The 23,339-nt window shown below is 58.5% G+C and carries 21 protein-coding genes; 8 read left to right on the top strand and 13 right to left on the bottom strand.

Annotated features, from left to right (window positions below):
* Positions 1–48: 48 nt before the first annotated feature.
* The 3 genes from K6L24_RS05670 to nudK all read left to right on the top strand — a co-directional run bounded on the left by K6L24_RS05670 (position 49) and on the right by nudK (position 2,838).
* Entirely contained in the window at positions 49–324 is a 276-nt protein-coding gene (locus K6L24_RS05670; protein WP_062744810.1) for a YdgH/BhsA/McbA family protein, read from the top strand.
* Between the two features lie 338 nt (positions 325–662).
* Complete coding sequence (ansP, locus tag K6L24_RS05675) at positions 663–2,111, top strand: L-asparagine permease (RefSeq protein ID WP_062744946.1); 1,449 nt, start codon at positions 663–665, stop codon at positions 2,109–2,111.
* Positions 2,112–2,259: 148 nt separating this feature from the next.
* On the top strand, positions 2,260–2,838 hold the full coding sequence (gene nudK / locus K6L24_RS05680) for a GDP-mannose pyrophosphatase NudK (RefSeq protein WP_222682038.1): 579 nt from the start codon (positions 2,260–2,262) through the stop codon (positions 2,836–2,838).
* Positions 2,839–2,842: 4 nt separating this feature from the next.
* On the opposite strand, the gene rbsK is transcribed toward nudK, so the two are convergent.
* The 8 genes from rbsK to K6L24_RS05720 are packed head-to-tail and all read right to left on the bottom strand — an operon-like array spanning position 2,843 to position 10,775.
* The gene (rbsK, locus tag K6L24_RS05685; protein WP_062744814.1) at positions 2,843–3,814 is read right to left on the bottom strand and encodes a ribokinase; all 972 of its coding nucleotides are present in this window, start codon (positions 3,812–3,814) and stop codon (positions 2,843–2,845) included.
* A complete protein-coding gene (gene alsK / locus K6L24_RS05690) occupies positions 3,814–4,707 on the bottom strand; it encodes an allose kinase (protein ID WP_191927813.1) in 894 nt (297 codons plus the stop codon). The genes rbsK and alsK overlap by 1 nt, the downstream gene beginning before the upstream one ends.
* Positions 4,704–5,396: a D-allulose 6-phosphate 3-epimerase gene (alsE, locus tag K6L24_RS05695; protein ID WP_062744818.1), complete on the bottom strand. Its 693-nt coding sequence runs from the start codon at positions 5,394–5,396 to the stop codon at positions 4,704–4,706. The genes alsK and alsE overlap by 4 nt, the downstream gene beginning before the upstream one ends.
* The gene (locus K6L24_RS05700; RefSeq protein ID WP_118663511.1) at positions 5,396–6,445 is read right to left on the bottom strand and encodes an ABC transporter permease; all 1,050 of its coding nucleotides are present in this window, start codon (positions 6,443–6,445) and stop codon (positions 5,396–5,398) included. The genes alsE and K6L24_RS05700 overlap by 1 nt, the downstream gene beginning before the upstream one ends.
* A 10-nt stretch (positions 6,446–6,455) precedes the next feature.
* Positions 6,456–7,445, bottom strand: coding sequence for an ABC transporter permease (locus tag K6L24_RS05705; protein ID WP_062744822.1), 990 nt, complete (start codon positions 7,443–7,445; stop codon positions 6,456–6,458).
* Positions 7,438–8,946: a sugar ABC transporter ATP-binding protein gene (locus K6L24_RS05710; protein ID WP_062744824.1), complete on the bottom strand. Its 1,509-nt coding sequence runs from the start codon at positions 8,944–8,946 to the stop codon at positions 7,438–7,440. Before K6L24_RS05710 ends, K6L24_RS05705 begins: the two co-directional genes overlap by 8 nt.
* Complete coding sequence (locus tag K6L24_RS05715; RefSeq protein WP_062744826.1) at positions 8,947–9,927, bottom strand: substrate-binding domain-containing protein; 981 nt, start codon at positions 9,925–9,927, stop codon at positions 8,947–8,949. It abuts the gene before it with no gap.
* A 17-nt stretch (positions 9,928–9,944) separates the two neighbouring features.
* Complete coding sequence (locus K6L24_RS05720; protein ID WP_062744829.1) at positions 9,945–10,775, bottom strand: DeoR/GlpR family DNA-binding transcription regulator; 831 nt, start codon at positions 10,773–10,775, stop codon at positions 9,945–9,947.
* Between the two features lie 404 nt (positions 10,776–11,179).
* On the opposite strand from K6L24_RS05720, the gene K6L24_RS05725 reads away from it, so the two are divergent.
* Complete coding sequence (locus K6L24_RS05725; protein ID WP_062744831.1) at positions 11,180–12,274, top strand: DUF1176 domain-containing protein; 1,095 nt, start codon at positions 11,180–11,182, stop codon at positions 12,272–12,274.
* 17 nt (positions 12,275–12,291) lie between these two features.
* On the opposite strand, the gene K6L24_RS05730 is transcribed toward K6L24_RS05725, so the two are convergent.
* Both K6L24_RS05730 and K6L24_RS05735 read right to left on the bottom strand, forming a co-directional pair.
* Positions 12,292–12,432 carry a hypothetical protein gene (locus K6L24_RS05730; protein WP_161975949.1) on the bottom strand — a complete coding sequence of 47 codons (141 nt, stop codon included), beginning with the start codon at positions 12,430–12,432 and terminating at the stop codon, positions 12,292–12,294.
* Between the two features lie 5 nt (positions 12,433–12,437).
* On the bottom strand, positions 12,438–13,220 hold the full coding sequence (locus K6L24_RS05735) for a MipA/OmpV family protein (protein ID WP_062744833.1): 783 nt from the start codon (positions 13,218–13,220) through the stop codon (positions 12,438–12,440).
* Between the two features lie 121 nt (positions 13,221–13,341).
* Between K6L24_RS05735 and K6L24_RS05740 the strand changes: the two genes are divergently transcribed.
* The 4 genes from K6L24_RS05740 to K6L24_RS05755 all read left to right on the top strand — a co-directional run bounded on the left by K6L24_RS05740 (position 13,342) and on the right by K6L24_RS05755 (position 19,516).
* The gene (locus K6L24_RS05740) at positions 13,342–14,037 is read left to right on the top strand and encodes a response regulator (RefSeq protein WP_118663515.1); all 696 of its coding nucleotides are present in this window, start codon (positions 13,342–13,344) and stop codon (positions 14,035–14,037) included.
* Positions 14,034–15,236 carry a sensor histidine kinase gene (locus K6L24_RS05745; protein ID WP_062744837.1) on the top strand — a complete coding sequence of 401 codons (1,203 nt, stop codon included), beginning with the start codon at positions 14,034–14,036 and terminating at the stop codon, positions 15,234–15,236. Before K6L24_RS05740 ends, K6L24_RS05745 begins: the two co-directional genes overlap by 4 nt.
* 78 nt (positions 15,237–15,314) lie before the next feature.
* The gene (locus K6L24_RS05750) at positions 15,315–16,457 is read left to right on the top strand and encodes an efflux RND transporter periplasmic adaptor subunit (RefSeq protein ID WP_137268761.1); all 1,143 of its coding nucleotides are present in this window, start codon (positions 15,315–15,317) and stop codon (positions 16,455–16,457) included.
* A complete protein-coding gene (locus K6L24_RS05755; RefSeq protein ID WP_118663519.1) occupies positions 16,454–19,516 on the top strand; it encodes an efflux RND transporter permease subunit in 3,063 nt (1,020 codons plus the stop codon). Before K6L24_RS05750 ends, K6L24_RS05755 begins: the two co-directional genes overlap by 4 nt.
* A 44-nt stretch (positions 19,517–19,560) precedes the next feature.
* On the opposite strand, the gene tkt is transcribed toward K6L24_RS05755, so the two are convergent.
* The 3 genes from tkt to rpiB all read right to left on the bottom strand — a co-directional run bounded on the left by tkt (position 19,561) and on the right by rpiB (position 23,317).
* A complete protein-coding gene (gene tkt, locus K6L24_RS05760) occupies positions 19,561–21,561 on the bottom strand; it encodes a transketolase (protein WP_062744850.1) in 2,001 nt (666 codons plus the stop codon).
* 69 nt (positions 21,562–21,630) lie between these two features.
* Positions 21,631–22,581 (bottom strand): transaldolase, encoded by a 951-nt coding sequence (gene tal, locus K6L24_RS05765; protein WP_062744852.1) that lies wholly within the window; start codon positions 22,579–22,581, stop codon positions 21,631–21,633.
* Positions 22,582–22,858: 277 nt separating this feature from the next.
* Positions 22,859–23,317 (bottom strand): ribose 5-phosphate isomerase B, encoded by a 459-nt coding sequence (gene rpiB, locus K6L24_RS05770; RefSeq protein WP_118663523.1) that lies wholly within the window; start codon positions 23,315–23,317, stop codon positions 22,859–22,861.
* Positions 23,318–23,339: the final 22 nt, after the last annotated feature.

Here is a 23,339-nt window from a genome sequence, read left to right on the forward strand (position 1 = left end):
CAATCCCGTCACTACATTAATCGATACGCTTTCCCGAGGAGCTTCATGATGAACAAGATGTTACCCGCAGTGATCGCGGCCACACTGCTTGCTGCGACGTCATTCTCTACGCTGGCCGCCACGCAGGTGGAACAAAGCCAGGCGGCAGAATTGCACAGTATTGGCACGGTGTCGGTGAATGGTGTCAGAGGCACGCTGGACGATGCTACGCGCCATCTGGCGAAAAAAGCGGATGCCATGGGTGCCAGCAGCTTCCGGGTGATCGGTGCCAACACCCCGGGCGATTCCAGCCTCTGGTCAGGAAACGCTGAGATTTACCGTTAATACCCGTTTTACCCTCATCTCCTGTAGTCCCTGTCTGTCCCTGTGTAGTCTTTAGTGCTTGCACTGACCGACCGCAAATTGCGGTCGGTTTTTTTATGCGCCACCCGACAAAAATTACAAAAGCTCACGATTTCCAGCGTGGAATTTTTGCGTCGATTAATCAGAACGGTTAGGATGCATCGCCGCGATTTCCCTGCTTGCGTCATGAATAAAATTACAGCAAACAGGGGGATCTTCCACGCCTGCGTCGCGTACGCAATCGTTTGGTTGGCCTATAAGAAACAGGATACCCGGGACAGGTAACCGCATCACTTTGTGGACAGGAAATAGGATTGAAAATGAAAGCTGAAAAGAAAACGGGCGCTGAAAAGCGCGCTGCAAGAAGGCGTTGGTTAAACTCTCATGATTCTGGCTACCATAAAGCTATGGACAATCGTCACGTACAGATGATTGCCATCGGTGGCGCGATTGGTACGGGGCTGTTTCTCGGCGCGGGCTCTCGCCTGCAGGCCGCAGGCCCGGCACTGGCCATTGTCTATCTGGTCTGTGGTATTTTCTCTTTCTTCATTCTTCGTGCGCTGGGGGAACTGGTTTTACATCGCCCCTCAAGCGGCAGTTTCGTCTCTTACTCTCGCGAATTCCTCGGTGAAAAAGCCTCCTACGTGGCCGGCTGGATGTACTTCGTCAACTGGGCAATGACCGGGATTGTCGACATCACTGCCGTCGCGCTCTATATGCACTACTGGGGCGCATTCGGTGATGTACCGCAATGGGTGTTTGCCCTCGGGGCGCTGGCCATCGTCGGCACCATGAACATGATCGGTGTGAAGTGGTTTGCCGAAATGGAGTTCTGGTTTGCCCTGATTAAAGTCCTGGCGATTGTCATTTTCCTGGTGGTGGGTGTTGTGTTCCTTGGCAGCGGCAAGCCGCTGGATGGCAATGCGACCGGCTTCCATCTGATCAGCGATAACGGCGGCTTCTTCCCGAACGGTCTGATGCCGGCGCTGGTGCTGGTGCAGGGCGTGGTATTTGCCTTCGCCTCCATCGAACTGGTGGGTACGGCGGCAGGCGAGTGTAAAGACCCGAAAACCATGCTGCCAAAAGCGATTAACAGCGTGATCTGGCGTATTGGCCTGTTCTACGTTGGCTCCGTCGTGCTGCTGGTGCTGCTGCTGCCGTGGAATGCCTATCAGGCAGGGCAGAGTCCGTTTGTTACCTTCTTCTCTAAACTTGGCGTGCCTTACGTTGGCAGCATTATGAATATCGTGGTACTGAGCGCGGCACTATCCAGCCTGAACTCAGGCCTCTATTCGACGGGGCGTATTCTGCGCTCCATGTCGATGGGCGGCTCCGCACCGAAATTCATGTCGAAAATGAGCGGCCAGCAGGTGCCCTACATGGGTATCCTGGTCACCATTGGTGTCTACATCATTGGTGTTTACCTGAATTATGTGGTGCCTTCCCGCGTCTTTGAAATTGTGCTGAACGTTGCGGCGCTGGGTATCCTCTCCTCCTGGGCGTTTATCGTGGTGTGCCAGATGCGTCTGCGCAAAGCCATTAAAGAAGGCAAAGCGGAAGATGTCAGCTTCAAGCTGCCATGGGCACCCTTTACCTCATGGCTGACGCTGCTGTTCCTGTTCAGCGTTCTGGTGCTGATGGCATTCGACTATCCAAACGGAACCTACACGGTGGCGGCTATCCCACTGATTGCCATTGTGCTGGTGCTGGGCTGGTTCGGTGCGCGTAAGCGGGTTCACGCACTGGCGAAGGAAGAACATAACCACTGATAAACCGGGGGACCATGTCGCGGTCCTGTTCCCCGTGTTGCATAAGCAGGGCGGCCCTTATCGGGCCGCCTTTTCTTATTATTCTCATCGCTCTGGCCGCGAAAACCCTCTATGATCAGCCTCTCCCGGACACCCCAACGGAGACGGTATGTCAGCCAAGATTGACGTTATCAAAAATAAGATCCTGTCAGAAAACTGGTTCACTCTGCGCAATTTCACTTATGACCTGACGAAAAAAGACGGATCCACCCTCCGCCATAAACGCGAAGTTTACGATCGCGGCAACGGCGCGACCATTCTGCTGTACAACCGCGAAAAAAACAGCGTGGTGCTGACGCGCCAGTTCCGTATTGCCACCTGGATAAACGGTAATCCTTCGGGCATGCTGATTGAAACCTGTGCCGGACTGCTGGACGACGACTCCCCGGAAGTGTGCATTCGCCGCGAGGCCACAGAGGAAACCGGCTACGTGGTCGGGGAGGTGGAAAAGCTGTTTGCTCTGTATATGTCACCGGGCGGTGTCACCGAAATGGTGCACTTCTTTGCGGCGGAGTACAGCGATGCCCGGCGTGAAAACGCAGGTGGCGGCATCGACGACGAAGATATCGACGTGCTGGAAATGACCTTCCCGGAGGCCTGGGCGATGGTGAAAGATGGCCGGATCCAGGACGGTAAAACCGTGACGTTGTTGCAGCACGCGCTGCTGGAGGGCTGGCTGCACCCTTAGCCGGTCACTGACTGACACCCGTCGCCGCACGCGGATCGATGGCCTGGATTGTCGGATGCTGCTGCAACCGTGCTAAGGCATCGGCATACAGCGGCATGGAATGGGCGGCGCCGCGACGCTCCACGCAGACAGAAGCATAGGCAGCGGCAAAATGGGCAGCCTGGGGCAGTGTTTCCCCCGCGGCCAGGCGCGCGGCCAGCGCTCCGTTAAAGGCATCTCCGGCGCCGGTGGTATCCAGTGGCTGAGCGGGGAACACCGGAATATGCAGGACTTCCCCCCGATCGGAAAGCAGGGCGCCCTGCATACCGAGCGTGATGATCAACTGACGAACGCCTTTATCATGCAGCACCTGAGCCGCACGCTGTGCGCTGGCAAAATCACTGACCGCCACACCGGTCAACTGGGTCGCTTCATGGCTGTTGGGCGTCAGCAGGTCGACCCTGGCCAGCAGCGTATCGCTGACCTTTTGCCACGGTGCCGGGTTGAGGATCACCCGGGTTTCGGCAGCCTGGGCGGTGTCGATCATCCGCTGAATGGCGCTGAGATTATTTTCCAACTGCATCAGCAGAATATCCGCTGCGGCCACCGTCGGCTGGCAGCGGGTCACTTCGGCAGCGGTCACCGTCAGATTGGCGCCAGGATAGACAGAAATCATATTCTCGGCATCATCTCCCGCCACGTAGATCAGCGCGTTACCCGTCGGTTTTTCTTTACAGGTAAACAGCGTGATGGCATCGAAGCCACTGTTTTCCAGATGACGGCGGGCAAAGTTGCCGAAATCATCCTGACCGATCTTGCCGATATAGTGCACCCTCGCACCCGCCCGCAGGGCCGCCATCGCCTGATTAGCCCCTTTACCGCCCGGTCCCATCATACTGTTGTCGGCGATCAGTGACTCGCCTGGCCGTGGGAAGCGGGACATTCCGGCGACGATATCCAGATTAAAAGAACCGAAAACACACACCTTACCTTTCATCATGTTCTCCTGAAGTGACGCTGTGCGGCCAGGCAGGCCCCGCGTGCGCCCGCCTGATCGCCGGAAATGCTAAAGACAATATTCAGTGCCCGCCGGGTGATCGGTGGGCGGAGATACTGGCGGATCTGCTGCTGAAGGGCATCCTGCGGAAAATCTGCCATCGTCAGCACGCCGCCGCCGAGGATCAGCGTATCGGGGTCGAGGATGTTCATCTCCAGGGCAATCACCTTTGCCAGGCGGGTGACGAAGGCCTCCAGCTCCGGATGGTGACGGTGATCGCTGAATACCTTTTCCAGTGGCGTCCCGGGTAGCTGCGTCCTGGCCCAGTCGCTCAGCCAGTGGCCGGACGTGACTGTCTCGGCACAGCCGTGATTACCGCACGGGCAGGGCAGCGCTCTGTCCCCAAAAGGGATATGGCCCAGCTCACCGGCTGCCCCGTGTGCACCGTGATAAAACCGTCCGTTAAGCCACAGGCTGTTACCCATACCGGTGCCCAGATAAAGCCCGACCGCACTGTCGGGCAGCGTCGGACGTTGCAACAGATCCCACAGCATCAGGTGATTGACGTCTTTATCCATGGCCACGGGCATACCCAGCAGAGCGCTTAACCGCACCGCCACGGGCTGATTGTCCAGTTGTGGAATAAACGGCAGTGACAGCACCTGCTGACGGTCGCGTGACAAAATGCCGGGCAGGCCCAGCATCGCACCGCTGACCGGCTGTGCATCAATAAACTGTCCGATCTGCCGCGCCAGCTGAAGCAGTGCCTCTGCCGGCGTGGCCCAACTGGCCGTGGCAATCTGCTGAAACTTCAGCCAGCGCTGCGGGTCGTCCATCAGCATCAGCCGGGTGCGGGTTCCGCCAATATCAATGCCTAACCACCGGTCTGTCATGCGGACTCCTGTACGGTGCGGCGGGCCTGAGCAATATGGCTGCTCATGCGATCCCAGGCCGTTGCCAGGTCAGCATGCAGGTTGAACAGGCCGGAGGTCCCGACAATCAGCACCTCCGCGCCAGCGCCCAGCAGGGTTTCATAGGTCTGCTGGTTGCAGGAACCATCAATTTCAATCAGGTAGCGATGCCCCTCCTGCTTTTTCAGCGCGTTAAGCGCGGCGATTTTTGGCACCATTTCGCTGATAAACGGCTGACCGGCATAGCCGGGGTCAACCGTCATCACGGTGATCTTATCCAGCAGGTGAATATAGTGATGAATAAAGGCAACCGGGGTGGCGGGGTTAAGCACCACGCCCACTTTCTTACCCAGCGATCGGATATGGTTGATCACCCTGAAGGCGTCACGATTGATGGTTTCCGCATGCGGGCAGATATAATCCGCCCCCGCCCTGGCCACGGCATCGATAAAGTTGGTCGGCGCTTCCACCATCAGATGGACATCAATGGCCACCTGGGTAAATGGGCGGATCTGTTCAATAAAGAAGGGCGACAGGGTGATGTTTTTCACGTAATGGCCGTCCATGATATCGACATGCAAAAAATCGGCGCGGGTGTTCAGCACGGACAGCTGCTGTTTAATTTCCATCAGATTCATGCACATCAGCGAAGGTGAAATTTGGGTACGCATCAGACTTCCTTTTTTTCAGTGAAAGGGGCAGGGTGGCTGCCCGTCCGGCTGTTTCGTCGGGCATGGGATTCGCGCCAGCGGCCCAGATAAAACTTCACCATCAGTACCACCACCAGTAGCGCGCCCCACATCGCAAGGCTGAAATGCTGGCTGAGGTTCATCAGGTTGAATCCGGTTGAGAGGGTTTGCAGGGCAATCAGTGACAGCACCACCCCACTGACGCGGCCAAAACCCCCGTTCGGGTCGGCCCCGCCGAGGATAATCGCCAGCACGGTCAGCAGCAGGTAGGCGTCACCGTAGCCGATACGCGCCGAATTAAAGCGTGCCATCATCACCAGTCCGGCCAGAACGCAGAGCAGGCTGGAGAGGACATAGACGGTGATCAGCAGGCGGTGGGTACGGATGCCACTGAACCAGGTGGCGTTGATATTGCTACCGCACATGTAAATGCATTTTCCGGTGCGGGTTTTTCCGAGGAACAGCGCCATTAAGGCCGCCGTTGCCAGGAACAACCACAGCGGCAGCGGTACGCCAAGCAGACTGCCGGAGCCGAGGACGCGCAGCACTTCCGGCATCCCGCTGACGGCCGCCCCTTTGGTGAGGTAAATACCGATGCCGTTAACCGTCATCATGGTGGCCAGGGTCACGAGGATGGGGTGGGCACCGATCCTGGCGACCATCAGCCCGGTGACAGTGCCAATGATCACGGCAATCGCCGCCGCCCCCAGGATGCCTACTGCCAGCCACATCAGCTGCAAGGGGATACCCGCCCCGGCGGGTAAAAAGTGCAGCAGCAGCCAGGCGATAAACAGGCTGGTAAGGTTGGCGGTGGCAATAATGCACAGGTTAAGCCCACCGCTGAGAATGGCGATAAACATTGCCAGCGTCAGCAGCCCCAGTTCCGGCAGTTGAAAGGCCATGCTGGTAAAGGTGGCATCGGTGAAGAACCGGCCCGGCATCAGCAGGCTGAACACGATCACCACCAGCCCCGTCAGCAGCAACAGGCCGCAGTTCACACCGCTTATTTTCACGTTTTTAAGCGCATTCATGGCAGGTTCCTCAGACAAAGCTGACATCAGTTTCTTTGCGTTTTTTGTAGTGGGTAATGGCAATCGCTGCCATGATCACCAGCCCGACGACAATGTTCATAAAGTAATCAGAGACGCCGAGCAGATTCAGGCCATTTTTCAGGATGGCAATCAGAAACACCCCCATCAGCGTGCCAGTGACCGTCCCCTTGCCGCCCATCAGACTGGCTCCGCCCAGCACCGTCGCGGCCAGCACGTCCAGCTCATGCCCGACCAGCGCGTTGGGCACCACTTCACCCATGCGATAGACCTGCACCAGGCCCCCAATCGCCGCCAGCGCCCCAAGATAGCCATACGCCAGCAGATGGATCAGGCCCACGCGAATGCCTACACGCCGTGCGGACTCAATGTCGCCACCCACCGCATACAGCTGGCGACCGAGATGGGTTTTATTCAGCAGCACCCACGTCAGTCCGGTGAGAAAAAGCATCACTACCAGCGGCAGGCCGATCTGAAACGGCTGGCCGTGCAGCTCAAACGGCAGCACGCTGCGCAGGGTGGTCCACCATTCGGGCAGGGCATACAGGCTGCGGCCGTCAGTCAGCCACATCAGCAGGCCAAACAGCAGCGACTGCATACTGATGGTGATGATGATGGAAACGATACGTAGCGAATAAATCAGCAGCGCATTCACCATGCCAAACAGCGTGCCGCAAACGATCGCCAGCAGGATGCTGACCAGGGCATTGTCGAACTGAAACTGCACAAACAGCTGAGCCACCAGGTACTGCACCACTGAGGCGACGGCGGCAAATGAGATATCAATCCCGCCGGTGACCAGCACCACAAACAGCCCCAGCGCAAAGATGCCGGTCACGGCATAGCTCTCTGCCAGGTCGAGCAGGTTCTGCACGCTGAGGAACTGGTCACTGCCGAGGGAAAACAGCAGGCAGCTCAACAGCAGCACCCAGGCCATCCAGCCCTGGCTGGTACGCGGGGTATAGCGGGTGAAGTCAGGCATTGATGGCCTCCATCAGCTGTTGTTGTTGCACGCAGGCTGGCTGGTATTCGGCGTGGATGGTGCCGTCGCGGAAATGCAAAATACGGTCGCAGTTGTACCAGACTTCCGGCACTTCATCGGAGATGAGGATGATCGACAGCCCCTCCAGGGCGAGCTGCTGGATCAGGCGGTAAATGCTGGCTTTGGCCCCGACATCGACCCCCACGGTGGGGGAGTCGAGGATCAGAATTTTAGGCCGGGTCAGCACCCACTTCGCCAGCACGATTTTTTGCTGATTACCGCCGGACAGGGTAGAGACCGGAAGGTCAGGATCGCTGACACGAATGCCCAGCCGGGCAATCCACGCCTGGATCAGCTGATTTTTGCGATCCTCGTCGATCAGGTTTACGCGGTTGCGCAACTTATCAAGAACGGAGAGCACCAGGTTGTCGCCCACCGACTGCTGCTGGATCAGCCCCAGCGTCAGACGATCCTCCGACAGGTAGGCGACGCCGGATTTAATCGCATCCTGATGACAACGAAAATGCACGGGTTTGGTGTCCAGCCAGATGCGGCCGCTGTCCGGTCGGGTCATACCAAACAGCGACAGCGCCAGTTCGGTCCGGCCCGATCCCAGGCGCCCACACAGCCCCAGCACCTCCCCCTCACGCAGGGTAAAGCTGACGTCCTGATACTGACCGGCGCGGGTCAGATGCTCCACTTCCAGCACCCGCCGTGCCTCCACGGCCAGCGGCGGCTTCAGAGAAAAGGTGTGCGCCATCCCGGTCATCAGCTCCGTCAGGCGGGTACTGTCGATTTCCGCCGCAGGCCAGGTGCCAATCTTATGACCGTCGCGGATCACCGTGACCCGGTCGGAGATCTCCAGTACCTCATCCAGGCGGTGGCTGACGAACACCACGCAGATATTTTTTGCTTTCAGATAGCGCACGGTGCGCAGGAGCTGATTCACCTCCGTTCGCGTCAGCGAGGCGGTGGGCTCATCCATAATCACCAGCCGGGCGTCAGCCACCAGCGCCCGGCAGATGGCGACCTGCTGGCGCCGGGCAATAGACAGTGAGGCCACCTTATCGTCCAGATTCAGACTGAACTGCAATTCATCAATCATCGCCTGCGCGGTCTGCCGCACGGTTTTTTCCCGATACCAACCCAGCAGACTTTGCAGGTTATGTTCGAAAGCGATGTTTTCCGCCACGCTCAGATTAGGGAACAGGGAGAGATCCTGATAGATCACCTGAATCCCCCACTGGCGCGCCTGTTTGGGCGTCAGACGCGTAAAATGCGCCCCGTCACCCAGCACGATACGGCTGCCGCTGTCCGGGGCATGCACGCCGGCAATCACCTTAATCAGCGTGCTTTTACCGCAGCCGTTGGTCCCGGCCAGGCAATGGACTTCGCCTGGCATCAGTGACAGCGACAGATCGCTGACAGCGCGGTTGCCGCCAAAGGTTTTCGACAGGTTTTCCAGTGAAATCAGCGGTCGGGGGGCGCTTGAGTTCGTCATCTATAACCCCAGCCTGACCAGTTTCGGCAGATTAGCCTTATCCAGGCTTTCCGTGTTGTTGCCGAGAATGGTGTGCGTCTTCTCGTCAACATGGACGCTGCCCAGTCCTTCAATGGTCATACCGTCAGTGATGGGCTGTTTTTTTGCGATCATATCGGCCAGGCGCACAAACACTTCGCCTGCCGTCATCGGGTTCCAGATATAGCCGCCTTTAATCGCCCCCTTCGCCACCAGTGAGGCGCCCTGGCCCGGACTGAACGCGCCGATGACGCACACCTGATCGATCTTCTGACGGTTCATCACCGCCCGGCCCGCCCCGATGGGCCCCTGAGATCCAAAGGCCAGAATGCCCCCGAGGTCGGGATATTTCGACATCAGCTCGTTGGTGGTGCGGATAGCGTCGTCCAGCGACTCCCCCACACCAAATTTATCGCCGACCTTCTGCATCTGCGGATAATGGGCTTTCTGATAGTTCAGTGCGGCGTCGGTCCACTGCTGGTGCAGCGGAACGGTCAGACTGCCGACATACATGGCGTATTTGCCTTTCTCGTGCATGCACTGCGCCAGCGCTTTCATGTGGTTAATACCGTGGGTAGTGGCATCCACCAGTTCAAAGTCCCAGTTGGCATTGGGCTGGCCCGGCGACTCGTGGGTGATCACCGTGATTCCCGCCGCACGGGCACGCTGCAGCACGGGCTCCAGCACTTTCGGGTCGTTGGGCACCACGCCGATAATATCCACCTTCTGCGCAATCAGATCTTCTATGGCACGCACCTGCAGAGCCGGGTCGGCCGAGGTAGGACCAACCTGCCAGGCCTTGATCCCGCGCTTAGCGGCTTCACTTTTGATGCCAGCTTCCATGGCGTTAAACCAGGGAATGCCGCCGACTTTCACCACCACCCCCATGCGCAGCGGCTGCGCCGCGTGCAGAGAGGTGGCGAACAGGGCGAGCAGGGTCGCGGTGAGGATGCTCTTTTTCATATTTCGCTCCGTGAGTTTTATTGATTAATAAGCTGTGTGGCGTACTGACGGCGCGAGCAATCAATAATATTGACCCCGTTCCACGCCAGCTCTTGTTGTAATTCTTTATCTTTCAGGCTGTCGGTAATTAGAAAATCGACATCGCGGTAATGGCAAATACGGGCAAAAGACGGCTGCAGAAATTTACTGGCATCCAGCAGTAAGTATTTTCTTTCTGACGCCAGCAGCATCTTCTGTTTTAAATGTGCCTTATTTTCATTCCCTTCCCGCAGATAACCGTCGGTACCCAGGCTGCTGCAGGAAAAGAAGGCTTTATTAATTAAAAACTCCGAGAGGGGACGCTCGGCCACCACGCCGGTAAAATCTTCATTGCGGGCAGAATATTCACCGCCGAGACAGATGGTGCGTATATTGTTTTTTACCGCCAGCGTTTCTACTGTTCTCAGCGAATTGGTGAGCACGGTTAATTCAATATCCGGCAGCTGGCGCGCCAGGAACCAGCAGGTGCTGCTGCTGTCGAGCAGTAAGCAGTCACCGGGGCTGATATAGTCAAGCGCCCGTTTAGCGATGGCCATTTTCGGGCCGACGTTTTCATTCATTCGCTGGCGGAACACCAGATCATGTTCCTGTCGCTCACTGTGCCGAACCGGACTGCCGGTTTGCTGTGTCCGGGCCAGTACGGCACCGCCGTAACTGCGGTGCAGCATGCCCTTCTTCTCCAGCAGCGTCAGGTCACGGCGAATCGTTTCCTGCGAAACCAGGCACCGTTCCGCCAGTTCAGCGACCAGTACACGGCCCTGCTGACTGAGTGTGTCGATGATTTGCCGCTGACGTTCAATCGGCATCATAAGTATCCTCCGGTGTGATAAAAGGTACGGCATCGCTCCCGCGCAAAATGTGCACCAGACAGGAGTCCGGCCGCCAGGGTTTGACGTTGCGTCGTAAAGTGATCGCTCTCTAAATAAAGGTGGGGTTATTACTGTTGTTTCTTATATAAAGGTGATGTTCATCACATTAATCGCGGTAAATGCGCTGGCTTTTCGTAAAATTGATTTCCTGACAGGTTACCGGTGACTGAAAATATCATGACTGTTGATGACCGTTTATGTGGATTTGACGGATTGGGGGGCGGTGACTGTCCGATAAATCTGATTGAGGCCCTGACGTTAACTGCGCATGATAGAGGGGCTGTACGGGTTATCCGTCATGGTGCTTTCTTTTCTGCATTACCTCACAGGGACTTCATCAATTAATGTCTTACTGGACGAAATGGTTATGGCTGCTTTCGCTCTCTTATCTGGCTTCTGCACAGGCACAGCCGCTGCAAAAAACCTTCTCTGACTGGCAGATCACCTGTAACAATCTCAACAGCTGCGAAGTGCGCAGCATTCCCGGCAACAACGGCCTGGCGATGACGCTGGAGCGTGACGCCGGCAGCGATGCCCCGGCACAGTTGCGCATCGATTACGGCAACCGCTACAGCGGTCCGCTGCCTGGCGGTGCGCTTCGCGACAATCTGCTGCTTGACGGGCGGCGGCTGCGGCTCGATCTGAAACACTGGCAGGTGGAGCCTCATCACCTGCTGACCATGCACGCTATTTCGATTGATGAATTTCTGGCGCAGGTGATGGATGCCGGGACGCTGCAACTGCTGTATCGGGCGGATGCGGTGATCGGCATGCGCGGGCTGAAGGAGGCGCTGATGCTGATGGATGAAATCCAGGGGCGGGTGAACAGCAGTAGCGCTCTGATCCAGCGCGGCAACGATGCGCCCGGTCACGTACCGCCGGCACCGCCGATGCCGCAGATCAGTGCGCCACCGCGAATGCCGCAGGCTTTAACCCATGAAGAGTCGAGTGGGCTGATTGATTTTGGCACCTGGCGGGTAAACAGCGATAGCTGTTCGCTGGATCCGCTGCGCCGTGAAGTCAGTGTGTCACCGCTCAGCGATGATAAAGCGCTGCTGCTGGTCAGCTGTGAAATGGGGGCCTATAACGTCATCGACCTGGCGTTTGAGGTCACGCGGACGGCACCCTACGTGTCGAAAAGCATTACGTTGACGCTGCCATTCTCTCTGCCGGACCGCAGTGATAATAATCTGGAACTGGTGAATGCCGACTTTGACGCGGCGCGCGGTGAGCTGCTGACTTTCAGTAAGGATCGCGGACTGGGCGACTGCGGGGTGGCGACACGCTGGCAGTATAATGGCCGCGAGTTTGTGCTGGCGGAGTATGCCCAGGAGAAAACCTGTGACGCCTGGCACAGCAGCGATCAGTGGCCGGTTCTGTGGGAAAGCCAGCCCGTTGTACCGCAGGATCCGGGCATGGTGGCGATGCAGGCGCAGTAAACCTGCGGGCCCTGCGCTCAGGCATCGCAATAGGCCATCAGGAAGTAACACAGGAGATGGATGGCGGCAATCACCGCCAGGGTCAGCGCCACAAACCCCACGTCATAGTCGGTAAGAAAATCGCCCAGGCGTGAGGTCAGGCGCGTCGCCTTCTTCATGTTCATTAAAAGGTGTAGGTGATCGCCGCCGTAGCTGTGGCTTCGTTACGGCGGAAAACAATCGGACTGTCACCCGCATGATCACTGAGCCAGGTGTAGCCCGCCACCAGCGTGGTGCCCCACTGCGGCGTAAACTGATGTCCCCAGGTGATGCTGTTTTCCACCCCATAAAGTCCGCCCGGGGCCGAATAGCGGCGATAACCGCTGCGGGCGCTCTGCTGTCCACTGACCCCGTAAAATGTATTCATATAGCGGCTGTCACCGAATAATGCGGCAGACTGGAAGGCCAGCGTATCGCTGTCGTTTTGCAGAGGGATCAGCGTCACCGAGGTCTGATATTGCACACCCTGACTGTCGCTTAACGGCAGCGTTGCTTTACCCTCGACGGACAGCCAGGGCGCGATGGTCCAGCCGACCGCGACCGCCGTATTCAGGGCGGCGTCAATATTCCCCATGCCTTTCAGTTTGTCGGACCCGTCACGCCATGACGCGTTTTTCTCTGACCGTCCCAGGCTGTAGCCCAGCGTATGTTCAAGATAGAGTCCCGAGTCGGCCTGCAGGTCGTAGCCCAACCCCTTTTGTGAATCAAAAAACACCGCGCCGTCACGCGCCTGAATGACCGGGGCAAACTGCCACTGACGCTGGTCGGAGCCGCTGTAACGTGGTGCACTGGTCGCGCCAACCCCCACGGTCAGGCTTGTCGGATCGGCGGCGCGGGCACCGGCGATCAACGTGACGTTCATAACGGCAATACAGCTAATGCACAGGGTAAGTTTTCTGGTTATCATCGTCGCTCCTCAGCACCGAATCATTACGGCTCCCAAGCGGCCGCGCATCTGATACCGAATAATGAACAGGCAGTGTCAATTTCCTGCCAGGGTTTTATGAAGAAATAATCAAGGTGAGTAAATGCAGATGAAACGCGTACTGATTATTGAGGACGACGCGGATGCGGCTAATGTCCTGGAAGCTTATTTACGGCGGGAAAGCTTTAATGTGGCAATCGCCAGCGACGGTCTTGCCGGGCTGGAGATGGCGCAGAGCTGGAAGCCAGACCTGATCCTGCTGGATATTATGCTGCCGGTGATGAACGGCAGTGATGTCCTGGCCGCCGTACGGCGCAAGGGCGATATTCCGGTGATTATGGTTTCTGCCATGGGCGACACGCCAGACAAAATAGGCGCGCTGCGCTACGGCGCCGATGATTACGTTGTTAAACCGTACAACCCCGGTGAAGTGGTGGCCCGCGTGCATGCCGTGCTGCGCCGGGCCTCCGGGCGTCAAGGCCAGAAAGAGCTTCTCCGCTGGCAGGGGCTGGAAGTGGATACGGAGTCGCTGACGGCGGTCGTCAGGCACGACGGCGATAACGTCACCTGGCTGGAGCTTACGCCGACGGAACTCTCCCTGCTCACCACGCTGATGCAGTCCCAGACCTATCCTTTTTCCCGCCAGCAGCTGCTGGAGCGCTGCCTGCCGGAGAGCGAAGCGCTGGAGCGCGTGGTGGATACCCACGTATACAACCTGCGTAAAAAACTGGAAAACGCGGGCATTGCGGACGTGCTGCATAACGTCCGCGGCGTCGGCTACCGGTTCAGACAGCCATGAGTCAGCCAAAAGAACAGAGTCTGTGGCGCTGGATCTGCATGCGGATCCTTGCGCTGGTGATGGGATCGGTGGTGATGATCGGCTTCTGCATGTGGCTGCGCTTTGTGATCCAGAAATACTGGGTACTCAACCGTATGCCGCCCGCAGAGAGTCAGGAGCTGGCTATCCTGTTAAAAAATCCCGAACGCGACGTCTTACGCTTTCACCAACTGGCGGATGCCGGGTTTGGCATCAGCTATTCAGTGCCTGACATCACCTCTTCTGACTGGATAACGTTGTGGGTGTTAATCCTGATGGCGATGCCGGTAATCATTGTTCTCGGACTACGCGCCGCCAGGCCGCTTTCGGAACAGTTCAGCCGGCTGGCTACGGCGGCACGATCCGTGGCGCACGGCGAATTTGGTACCCGGGCCGATACGGTGGAAAACGCGCCTGCGGAGCTGGCGCAGTTCACGGAAGACTTTAATCTGATGTCCCGGCAGCTGGAACGTTACGATCGGGAACTGCGGGCTTCCCATGTTGCGATGGCTCACGAGCTGCGATCGCCGCTGACCGCCGCTATGGGGCGGCTGCAGGGCATGCTGGACGGCGTGTTTGCGCCCGATCTGACCCAGTTAAATATGGTGATGAAGCAGCTGCAACACCTGAACCGTCTCACGGATGAGCTGCATCTGCTGTCCCTTGCCGATGCGGGACAGCTTACGTTTACCCTCAACACCTTTGATCTGGTGGAACTGCTGAACGAGCGGGTAGCCTGGATCAGGCCTCAGGCCGTAGCGGCCGCAATGAGCATTAACGTCAGTGCACCGGCCCCCGCCGTTTTTCGCGGCGATCCGTTCAGAATGGGGCAGGTGTTTACTATCCTGCTGGAAAATGCGGTGCGCTATGCTGCCGAAGGCAAGGTGCTGGATATCGAGATAAAGCCCCATCTTAAAGGCTACCTGATCGCTTTCACCGATCGCGGGCCGGGTGTGGATGCCGCGTTTCTGCCGCTGATGTTTGAACGGTTCACCCGCGCCGAATCATCCCGCGCGCGCCACTCTGGCGGCAGCGGGCTTGGCCTGTCGATAGCCCGCGCTATCTGTGAAGCCAGCGGGGGGAAGCTGGTGGCCTCACAGCCCGAACACCGGGGGCTGACGATAAGCCTCTATCTGCCGTTTGCCATTCCTGAGGCGGGAATGAAAAATCAGCTGAATTGACATTTCCTTGACAGGACGTGCAGCAAATCTGGACAGTCGCACGATTGAATAGGGCTATCACCGCACAGGAATAGCCCTATGACCGATACCTTTACTGACTACGCCCGCCACATACTGCACCACCTCAACCTGCCTGGCCGGCTCTCTGTCCACTGTCTGTGGCTGTTCTCGTTTCCGCTGATTTTTCTTCTCGCTGCCTGCGGTGACAAGGGACAGCCGGCATCGCCGCACGTCCGTCCTGTTCGCTATGTGATTGCCCCGGCCTCGCTTTCCGGCAGCCTGCTGTCGCAGACCGGAGAGATCCGCGCAACGGATGAAACAACGCTGGCTTTTCGTCTGGATGGCCGCCTGATTTCGCGTGCCGTGGATGTCGGTGACCGGGTGAAAGCAGGGCAGTTACTGGCGGTGCAGGATAACAGCACAGGGCTGAACCAGCTTGGCAGTGCACGGGCTGATCTGGCCAGTGCGCAGGCGGCTGAACGGGTAGCGGCGCTGAATCTGCAACGGATGACCACGCTGACAAAAACCGGTGCCATTGCCCGCATGCAGCTCGATACGGCCCGGTCAGACTGGCAGGCGGCCCTGTCAAAAAGGCAGAGCAGCGAGGCTGCACTGAAAAATGCGCAGGACAGCCTGAGCTGGACCCGACTGACCGCACCGTCAGACGGCATTATTACTGCGGTCAGTGCCCAGCCCGGTCAGGTGGTCAGTGCCGGACAGGCGGTGTTCAGCCTGGCGGCAGGCGGTGGCCGCGACGCTGTGTTTGACCTCAGCGATCCGCAGGCGCTGACGCAAAGTAACCCCGCCGTGGTTCGCGTGTCGCTGCTGGCCGACCCGACCATTCAGGTTCAGGGGCACCTGCGTGACGTCAGCCCGCAGGCCGATCCCCAGACGCGTACCTGGCGGGTGCGCGTAACGCTGGATCATCCTCCGGAAAGCATGGCGCTGGGGGCCAGCGTCCTGGTGAACTGGCGGCGTGAGGGCACGCGCAGCATCCTGCTGCCGGCGTCGGCGCTGACCCGGGTGGGGGATCAACCGGCCGTATTCGTGGTCGATCGCGCCCAACAACGGGTGCGGCTGCGCCCGGTCACGCTGGGGGCCTTCACCGTGACGGACATTTCCGTCACCGGCGGCGTTCGCCCCGGAGAAGCGGTGGTGACGGCCGGTGTCAGCAAGCTGCGCGACGGTGAAAAAGTCACCCTGCTGGAGGACGGAGAATGAATCCGAAAAATGCCACGTCACGTTTTAATCTCTCCAACTGGGCGTTACAGCATCAGCAGCTGATTGTCTTCTTTATGCTGCTGGTCATGGCCGCCGGTGTCTTCAGTTATGTGAACCTGCCGCGCAATGAGGATCCGGCCTTTACCATCAAAACCGCCGTGGTGTCGGCCGCCTGGCCCGGTGCCGATGTGAACGATACCGTCAATCTGGTCACCGATACGCTGGAGAAAAAGCTGCAGGAGATCCCCTACCTCGACTTTGTCGAGAGTGAAACCCGTGCCGGACAGGCGGTGATTTTTGTCAATCTGCGTGACGACACGCCGCCAGCTTCCGTTCAGGATATCTGGTATCAGGTGCGCAAGAAGGTCGAAGATATTGCGCCCTCCCTGCCGCAGGGCGTACAGACGCCGCAGGTGAACGACGAGTTTGATGATACGTTTGGCACCATTTACGGTTTTACCGCCGAGGGCTTCACTCCGCGTGAGCTGCGTGACCGGGTGGAGGCTATCCGCCGCAGCCTGATGTCACTGCCGGATATGGGTAAAATTATCCTGACAGGCGTGCAGGAAGAGCAGATCGTCATTGCCTTTTCGCCGCGTAAAATGGCCGGGCTGGGGCTGGATCTCCAGCAGGTTACCGCCGCCATTGCCGCACAAAATGCGGTGGCACCCGCCGGAGAAATTCGCAGCGACCGGGAAAATATCGCCCTGCGCGTCACCGGAGCGCTGGGGTCAGCAGAGAGCCTGCAGGCGATCGTCCTGCACATCGGGGAGCGGTACATTCCTCTGAGTGATATTGCCACGGTAACCCGCCAGGCCGCAGAGCCGCCGGCGTCCGCATTTCGCGTTAACGGCCAGCCTGCCATTGGACTGGCGATCTCCATGGCCGCCAGCGGAAATATGATCCATTTTGGCGAGGCAGTCAGCCAGCGTATGGCGGCCATTCAGGCCGGGCTGCCGCACGGGATTGAAATGACCCGGGTGGCCGACCAGAGCAAGGTCGTTCAGCAGGCGGTCAGCGGCTTTACCCGCGTGCTGGCAGAAGCGGTGATTATCGTGATGGCGGTCTCTTTTATCTCGCTGGGGATGCGCGCCGGGCTGGTGGTCGCCACGGCGATCCCGCTGGTGCTGGCGATTACCTTTACCGGCATGATGCTGGCCGGGATCGGTTTGCAGCGTATTTCGCTGGGCGCGCTGATTATTGCGCTCGGGCTGCTGGTGGACGATGCGATGATCACCGTGGAAACGATGGTGTCGAGGCTCGAGGCGGGGGACAGCCGCTGGAAGGCTGCCAGCCATGCGTTTGAAACCACGGCTTTCCCGATGCTGACAGGGACGCTGGTGATGATCGCCGGGTTTATTCCGGTCGGGTTTGCCGCCTCCAGCGCCGGGGAATACTGTTTTTCACTGTTTGCCGTGGTGATGATCGCGCTGCTCTCTTCATGGGTGGTGGCGATCCTGTTTTCCCCGCTAACCGGCACCTGGCTGCTGCCCGCGACCCTCAGCGCCCATCAGCACGGGCCGGGAAGGATGGCGCGCGGCTATCACCGGCTGCTGGCGCTGGCGCTGCGCCACCGGCTGAAAACAGTATCGACGGCCCTGATCCTGCTGGTGCTGGCAGGGTGGGGGACCACGTTTATGCAGGGGGAGTTTTTCCCGGCCTCCGACCGTCCCGAACTGCTGGTCAGCCTGACGCTGCCCGGTAATGCTTCGCAGGCTGAAACCGAACGGCGGACAGAACACCTGGAGCAGGCGCTGCGCGGGAACCCGCATATTGACCATCTTTCCAGCTATATCGGCACCGGCGCGATCCGCTTCTATCTGCCGATGGATGTGCTGCTGGATAATGAAAATACGGCCCAGCTGGTGGTGGTGGCGAAGAGTCTTGAGGATCGCGAAGCGCTGCGCAAGCAGCTGGAAAAGATCCTCTCCGCCGGATTTGGTGATATCGCCACGCGCGTGTCGCCGCTGGAGCTTGGCCCACCGGTCGGCTGGCCGCTTAAATATCGCGTGAGCGGGCCGGATTATCATCGGGTGCAGGCGATCGCCCGACAGCTCGCCGGTATCCTGGGCGACAGTCCGGCCACCCGCGAAGTCAACCTCACCGCCGGGGAGCCGGAGCGCGTGGTTACGCTGCAGATTAACCAGACCGCCGCCCGCGCAGCCGGGCTCTCCTCGGAAAGTGTGGCCAGCGCGCTGCACACCCTGTGGTCGGGCAGCGTGGTGACAACGGTTCGTGACGGCAACCGGCTGGTGGACGTGGTGCTGCGGGCGAACGATACCGAACGCCAGGATCTGTCAACGCTCTCTGCCCTGCAACTCACCGCCAGCAGCGGGGTGAAGGTGCCGTTAAGCCAGGTGGCCACCCTCAGATGGGGGATTCAGGATCCCGTTATCTGGCGTCATCAGCGTCTGCCGTTTATCACCGTGCAGACCGACCTGGCGCCGGGGCGGCGTGCGGAAGCCGTCTCACAGCAGCTGGCTGCCGCCGTTGCTCAGGTGCGAAACGCCCTGCCGCCGGAGTACCGGATAGAAGAGGGCGGCGCGGTAGCCGAGTCGGATAAGGGGAACAGCTCGGTGTTTGCCGTGCTGCCGGTGACGCTGTTCTTTATGCTGATCCTGCTGATGGTTCAGCTACAGCGCTTCTCACGGATGCTGCTGGCGCTGCTGATGGCCCCCTTCGGCCTGATAGGTATCGTGCTGGCGATGCTCCCCACCGGCACGCCGATGGGCTTTGTTGCGCTGCTGGGGATGATTGCACTCGCCGGTATGATCATCCGTAATGCGGTGATTTTAATCAGCGAGGTGGACAGCAATCTGCAGCGGGGGATGGCCAAAGAGGATGCGATTACAGCCGCCGCACACCATCGTGCCCGTCCGATTATGCTGACCGCCTGCGCGGCCATCCTCGGCATGATCCCGATCGCGGAGCAGGTATTCTGGGGACCCATGGCTTATGCCATCATCGGCGGATTGCTGGTGGCGACGCTGGTGACGCTGACGGTGCTGCCCGCCTGTCTCAGCCTGGCGATCCGCGATGAAGCTGCGGCGAAGCCATAAAAAAACCGCCTTTCGGCGGTTCAGGGGGGAAAGACAACGGGCTGTCAGTGCGGTTTCAGCAGCGCCTCGGCATGGCTGACAATGTTTTCCACGGTGAAGCCAAACTCCGGGAACAGCTTCTCGGCCGGTGCCGATTCCCCAAAGCCGGTCATACCGACAATGGCACCGTTCAGGCCAACATACTTATACCAGTAGTCGGCAATCCCCGCTTCCACGGCCACGCGCGCCTGGACGCCGGATGGCAGCACGGATTCGCGGTAGGCGGCATCCTGGGCATCAAACAGATCGGTTGATGGCAGGGAGACGACCCGCACTTTGTGGCCGCTGGCGGTCAGCTTGTCGGCCGCGCCCAGGGTGATTTCCACTTCGGAGCCGGTGGCAATCAGGATCACTTCCGGGGTGCCGTCACTGTCTTTCAGTACGTAGCCGCCGCGTGAAATATTTGCCAGCTGCTCTTTCGTCCGCTCCGGCTGCGCCAGGTTTTGACGCGAGAGGATCAGCGCGGTCGGGCCATGATGACGCTCAACGGCATGTTTCCACGCCACGGCCGTTTCAACCTGATCGCACGGACGCCAGACGCTCATATTGGGCGTGACGCGCAGGCTGGCAATCTGTTCAACCGGCTGGTGCGTCGGGCCATCTTCCCCGAGACCGATGGAGTCATGGGTATAGACCATAATCTGACGCGCCTTCATCAGCGCGGCCATACGTACGGCGTTACGGGCATATTCCACAAACATCAGGAAGGTCGCCGTATAAGGAATAAAGCCACCGTGATGGGCCAGACCATTGGCAATCGCCGTCATCCCAAATTCGCGCACGCCGTAGTGAATATAGTTACCCGCCTGGTCCTCTTTGATCGACTTCGAGCCAGACCAGATGGTCAGGTTACTCGGGGCCAGGTCAGCAGAGCCGCCCAGGAACTCTTTCAGCAGCGGACCGTAAGCTTCCAGTGCATTCTGCGAGGCCTTACGGCTGGCGATTTTCTGCGGGTTAGCCTGCAGCTTCTCAATGTATTTCTGCGTTTCTGCCTGCCAGTTTTCAGGCATACCACCGGTCATACGGCGGGTATACTCGGCGGCCAGCTCCGGGTGTGCGGCCTGATAGGCGGCAAATTTCTCGTCCCAGGCTTTTTCCGCTTTGGCACCGGCTTCTTTCGCATCCCACTGGGCGTAAATCTCTTTCGGGATCTCAAACGGTGGGTAATTCCAGCCCAGCGCTTTACGCGTCAGTGCCACTTCTTCATCACCCAGCGCCGCGCCGTGGGCTTCTTCTTTCCCGGCTTTGTTCGGTGAGCCGAAGCCAATCACGGTTTTACAGATCAGCAGGGACGGCTTATCCGTCACGCTCTGCGCCTCTTTGATGGCGCTGGCAATCGCATCCGGGTTGTGACCGTCGATGTCGCGGATCACGTGCCAGTGGTAGGATTCAAAACGTTGAGCGGTGTCGTCGGTAAACCAGCCTTCCACTTCGCCATCAATCGAGATGCCGTTGTGATCGTAGAAGCCAATCAGTTTGCCCAGACCCAGCGTTCCCGCCAGTGAGCAGACTTCGTGGGAGATACCTTCCATCAGGCAGCCATCGCCCATAAATACATAGGTGTGGTGATCGACAATCTCATGGCCGGGGCGGTTAAACTGCGCGCCCAGCGTGCGTTCTGCAATGGCCAGTCCGACGGCGTTTGCCAGGCCCTGGCCCAGCGGCCCGGTGGTGGTTTCAACGCCCGGTGTGTAGCCCAGTTCCGGGTGACCAGGGGTTTTTGAATGGAGCTGGCGGAAGTTCTTCAGCTCGGACATCGGCAGATCGTAACCGGAGAGATGCAGCAGGCTGTAGAGCAGCATCGAAGCGTGGCCGTTAGACAGGATAAACCGGTCACGGTCGGCCCAGGCCGGGTTGTTCGGATTGTGATGCAGGAACTCGCGCCACAGGACTTCAGCGATATCGGCCATGCCCATCGGAGCACCGGGGTGGCCAGATTTGGCTTTTTGCACCGCGTCCATACTCAGCGCGCGGATGGCATTTGCCAGTTCTTTACGTGAAGACATTATTTCCTCCAGAATACGTGAGGGCGGATCGACGATCCGCCCGGGGAACAGGGTTGGAAAGCGGGGGAATTACAGGCGCGCGGCCAGCACATCTTCCAGATTCTGCTGGTCAACGGCGAACTGACGGATACCTTCGGCCAGTTTTTCAACGGCCATCGGATCCTGGTTGTGCTCCCAGCGGAATTCCGCTTCAGACAGCGGAGCCGGCTGGTGGAAGGCCTGAGTGGACGGGGTCAGTTTACGCTCAACCGGAGCGTTGCTGGCCTGCAGCTCTTCCAGCAGGTTAGGGGCAATCGTCAGACGGTCGCAGCCTGCCAGCGCCAGGATCTGCTCCGTTTTACGGAAGCTGGCACCCATGATGACCGTGTTGTAGCGGTGCTGTTTGTAGTATTCGTAAATGCTGCGGACCGATTTCACGCCCGGATCTTCATCAACCACGTACGGGTCAAGCGGTTTGCGGCTGTTGTACCAGTCGTAAATACGGCCCACGAACGGGGAGATCAGGAACACACCGGCTTCGGCGCAGGCACGGGCCTGAGCGAAGGAGAACAGCAGGGTGAGGTTACACTGGATACCGTTTTTCTCCAGTTCCTCAGCGGCTTTAATGCCCTCCCAGGTGGAGGCCAGCTTGATCAGAATGCGCGAACGGTCAATCCCGTGCTCTTCATACATTCTCACCAGCTTTTCTGCTTTGGTCACACACATCCCGCGATCGAAGGAGAGGCGCGCATCCACTTCGGTGGACACACGGCCCGGCACGCTTTTCAGGATTTCCAGCCCCAGGTTAATTGCCACTTTGTCACTGGCATTGATAATCTGGGTTTCTTTACTGCCGCCCTGTTTTTTGGCGTAGTCGATGGCATCGGTAATCAGATGTTTGTAAGAGTCGAGGCCAGAGGCTTTCAGGATCAGAGACGGGTTGGTTGTGGCATCTTCCGGGTGGTAATTACGGATGGATTCAATATCGCCACTATCAGCCACCACGGTGGTGAATTGTTTCAGTGCGTCTAACTGGTTCATCTAAAGCTCCTTGATAACAATCGGTGATGCAAATTTGACCGTGACGCGTGTGCTGCGGCTGGTTTAACAGGCAATACGCAACAACTCTACCGGACACGGCTGAGTATTCTTAGGCGAAACATTGCATCAGACCTGCGACGATGGGAATGCGTTTTCTCTGATTGTTGCGATGGGTTCGCCCAATGGGCCAGTCTACTGGCAAAAATATCACGACAGTAAAGTGTAGCACTTCATGGCGAACAGGGCGGTGAAGCGAGGTTTCCACCGCACGTCAGGATTACTTTTCGCCGACTTTGTGCTCGTAATAACTGATTTTCTCCACTTTTTCTGTTGACCCACCACCTTCAAATTCAGAGTTTAGCCAGCTGTTGACGATGCTGCGCGCCAGCTCTGGCCCAACAACGCGCGCCCCCAGCGTCATCACCTGTGCATTGTTACTTTTACGGGCACGCTCGGCAGAGTAGGTGTCATGGCACTGTGCCGCGCGGATACCCGGCACTTTATTCGCCACAATCGCCATGCCAATCCCGGTGCCGCAGATCAGGATCCCGCGCTGATGCCTGCCTTCACGAATCGCGTTCGCCACGTTCCAGGCGATATCGGGGTAGATGGGGCCTGTGGCCCCACCGTCATTACTGTAGTCGCTGACCTCAATATTCTTTTCCAGCAGCAGTTGCTTGATCAGGTTTTTTAATTCCAGGGCCGCATCATCGGCGCCAATCGCAATAGAGGACATAGGTTACTCCCGCTGAGATATC

Origin of the sequence: Erwinia persicina (genome assembly GCF_019844095.1) — a bacterium.
In the GTDB taxonomy this organism is placed as follows: domain Bacteria; phylum Pseudomonadota; class Gammaproteobacteria; order Enterobacterales; family Enterobacteriaceae; genus Erwinia; species Erwinia persicina.

What these genes read in the sequence shown, in the direction of transcription:
- rpiB (WP_118663523.1), bottom strand. Translation starts at nt 23,317, where the DNA reads ATGTCCTCTATTGCGATTGGCGCCGATGATGCGGCCCTGGAATTAAAA.
- K6L24_RS05710 (WP_062744824.1), bottom strand. Translation starts at nt 8,946, where the DNA reads ATGACGAACTCAAGCGCCCCCCGACCGCTGATTTCACTGGAAAACCTG.
- K6L24_RS05725 (WP_062744831.1), top strand. Translation starts at nt 11,180, where the DNA reads ATGTCTTACTGGACGAAATGGTTATGGCTGCTTTCGCTCTCTTATCTG.
- alsK (WP_191927813.1), bottom strand. Translation starts at nt 4,707, where the DNA reads ATGACAGACCGGTGGTTAGGCATTGATATTGGCGGAACCCGCACCCGG.
- K6L24_RS05750 (WP_137268761.1), top strand. Translation starts at nt 15,315, where the DNA reads ATGACCGATACCTTTACTGACTACGCCCGCCACATACTGCACCACCTC.
- K6L24_RS05755 (WP_118663519.1), top strand. Translation starts at nt 16,454, where the DNA reads ATGAATCCGAAAAATGCCACGTCACGTTTTAATCTCTCCAACTGGGCG.
- K6L24_RS05700 (WP_118663511.1), bottom strand. Translation starts at nt 6,445, where the DNA reads ATGAATGCGCTTAAAAACGTGAAAATAAGCGGTGTGAACTGCGGCCTG.
- K6L24_RS05720 (WP_062744829.1), bottom strand. Translation starts at nt 10,775, where the DNA reads ATGATGCCGATTGAACGTCAGCGGCAAATCATCGACACACTCAGTCAG.
- K6L24_RS05705 (WP_062744822.1), bottom strand. Translation starts at nt 7,445, where the DNA reads ATGCCTGACTTCACCCGCTATACCCCGCGTACCAGCCAGGGCTGGATG.
- K6L24_RS05715 (WP_062744826.1), bottom strand. Translation starts at nt 9,927, where the DNA reads ATGAAAAAGAGCATCCTCACCGCGACCCTGCTCGCCCTGTTCGCCACC.
- rbsK (WP_062744814.1), bottom strand. Translation starts at nt 3,814, where the DNA reads ATGAAAGGTAAGGTGTGTGTTTTCGGTTCTTTTAATCTGGATATCGTC.
- K6L24_RS05745 (WP_062744837.1), top strand. Translation starts at nt 14,034, where the DNA reads ATGAGTCAGCCAAAAGAACAGAGTCTGTGGCGCTGGATCTGCATGCGG.
- ansP (WP_062744946.1), top strand. Translation starts at nt 663, where the DNA reads ATGAAAGCTGAAAAGAAAACGGGCGCTGAAAAGCGCGCTGCAAGAAGG.
- K6L24_RS05735 (WP_062744833.1), bottom strand. Translation starts at nt 13,220, where the DNA reads ATGATAACCAGAAAACTTACCCTGTGCATTAGCTGTATTGCCGTTATG.
- K6L24_RS05670 (WP_062744810.1), top strand. Translation starts at nt 49, where the DNA reads ATGAACAAGATGTTACCCGCAGTGATCGCGGCCACACTGCTTGCTGCG.
- tal (WP_062744852.1), bottom strand. Translation starts at nt 22,581, where the DNA reads ATGAACCAGTTAGACGCACTGAAACAATTCACCACCGTGGTGGCTGAT.
- nudK (WP_222682038.1), top strand. Translation starts at nt 2,260, where the DNA reads ATGTCAGCCAAGATTGACGTTATCAAAAATAAGATCCTGTCAGAAAAC.
- K6L24_RS05730 (WP_161975949.1), bottom strand. Translation starts at nt 12,432, where the DNA reads ATGAAGAAGGCGACGCGCCTGACCTCACGCCTGGGCGATTTTCTTACC.
- K6L24_RS05740 (WP_118663515.1), top strand. Translation starts at nt 13,342, where the DNA reads ATGCAGATGAAACGCGTACTGATTATTGAGGACGACGCGGATGCGGCT.
- alsE (WP_062744818.1), bottom strand. Translation starts at nt 5,396, where the DNA reads ATGCGTACCCAAATTTCACCTTCGCTGATGTGCATGAATCTGATGGAA.
- tkt (WP_062744850.1), bottom strand. Translation starts at nt 21,561, where the DNA reads ATGTCTTCACGTAAAGAACTGGCAAATGCCATCCGCGCGCTGAGTATG.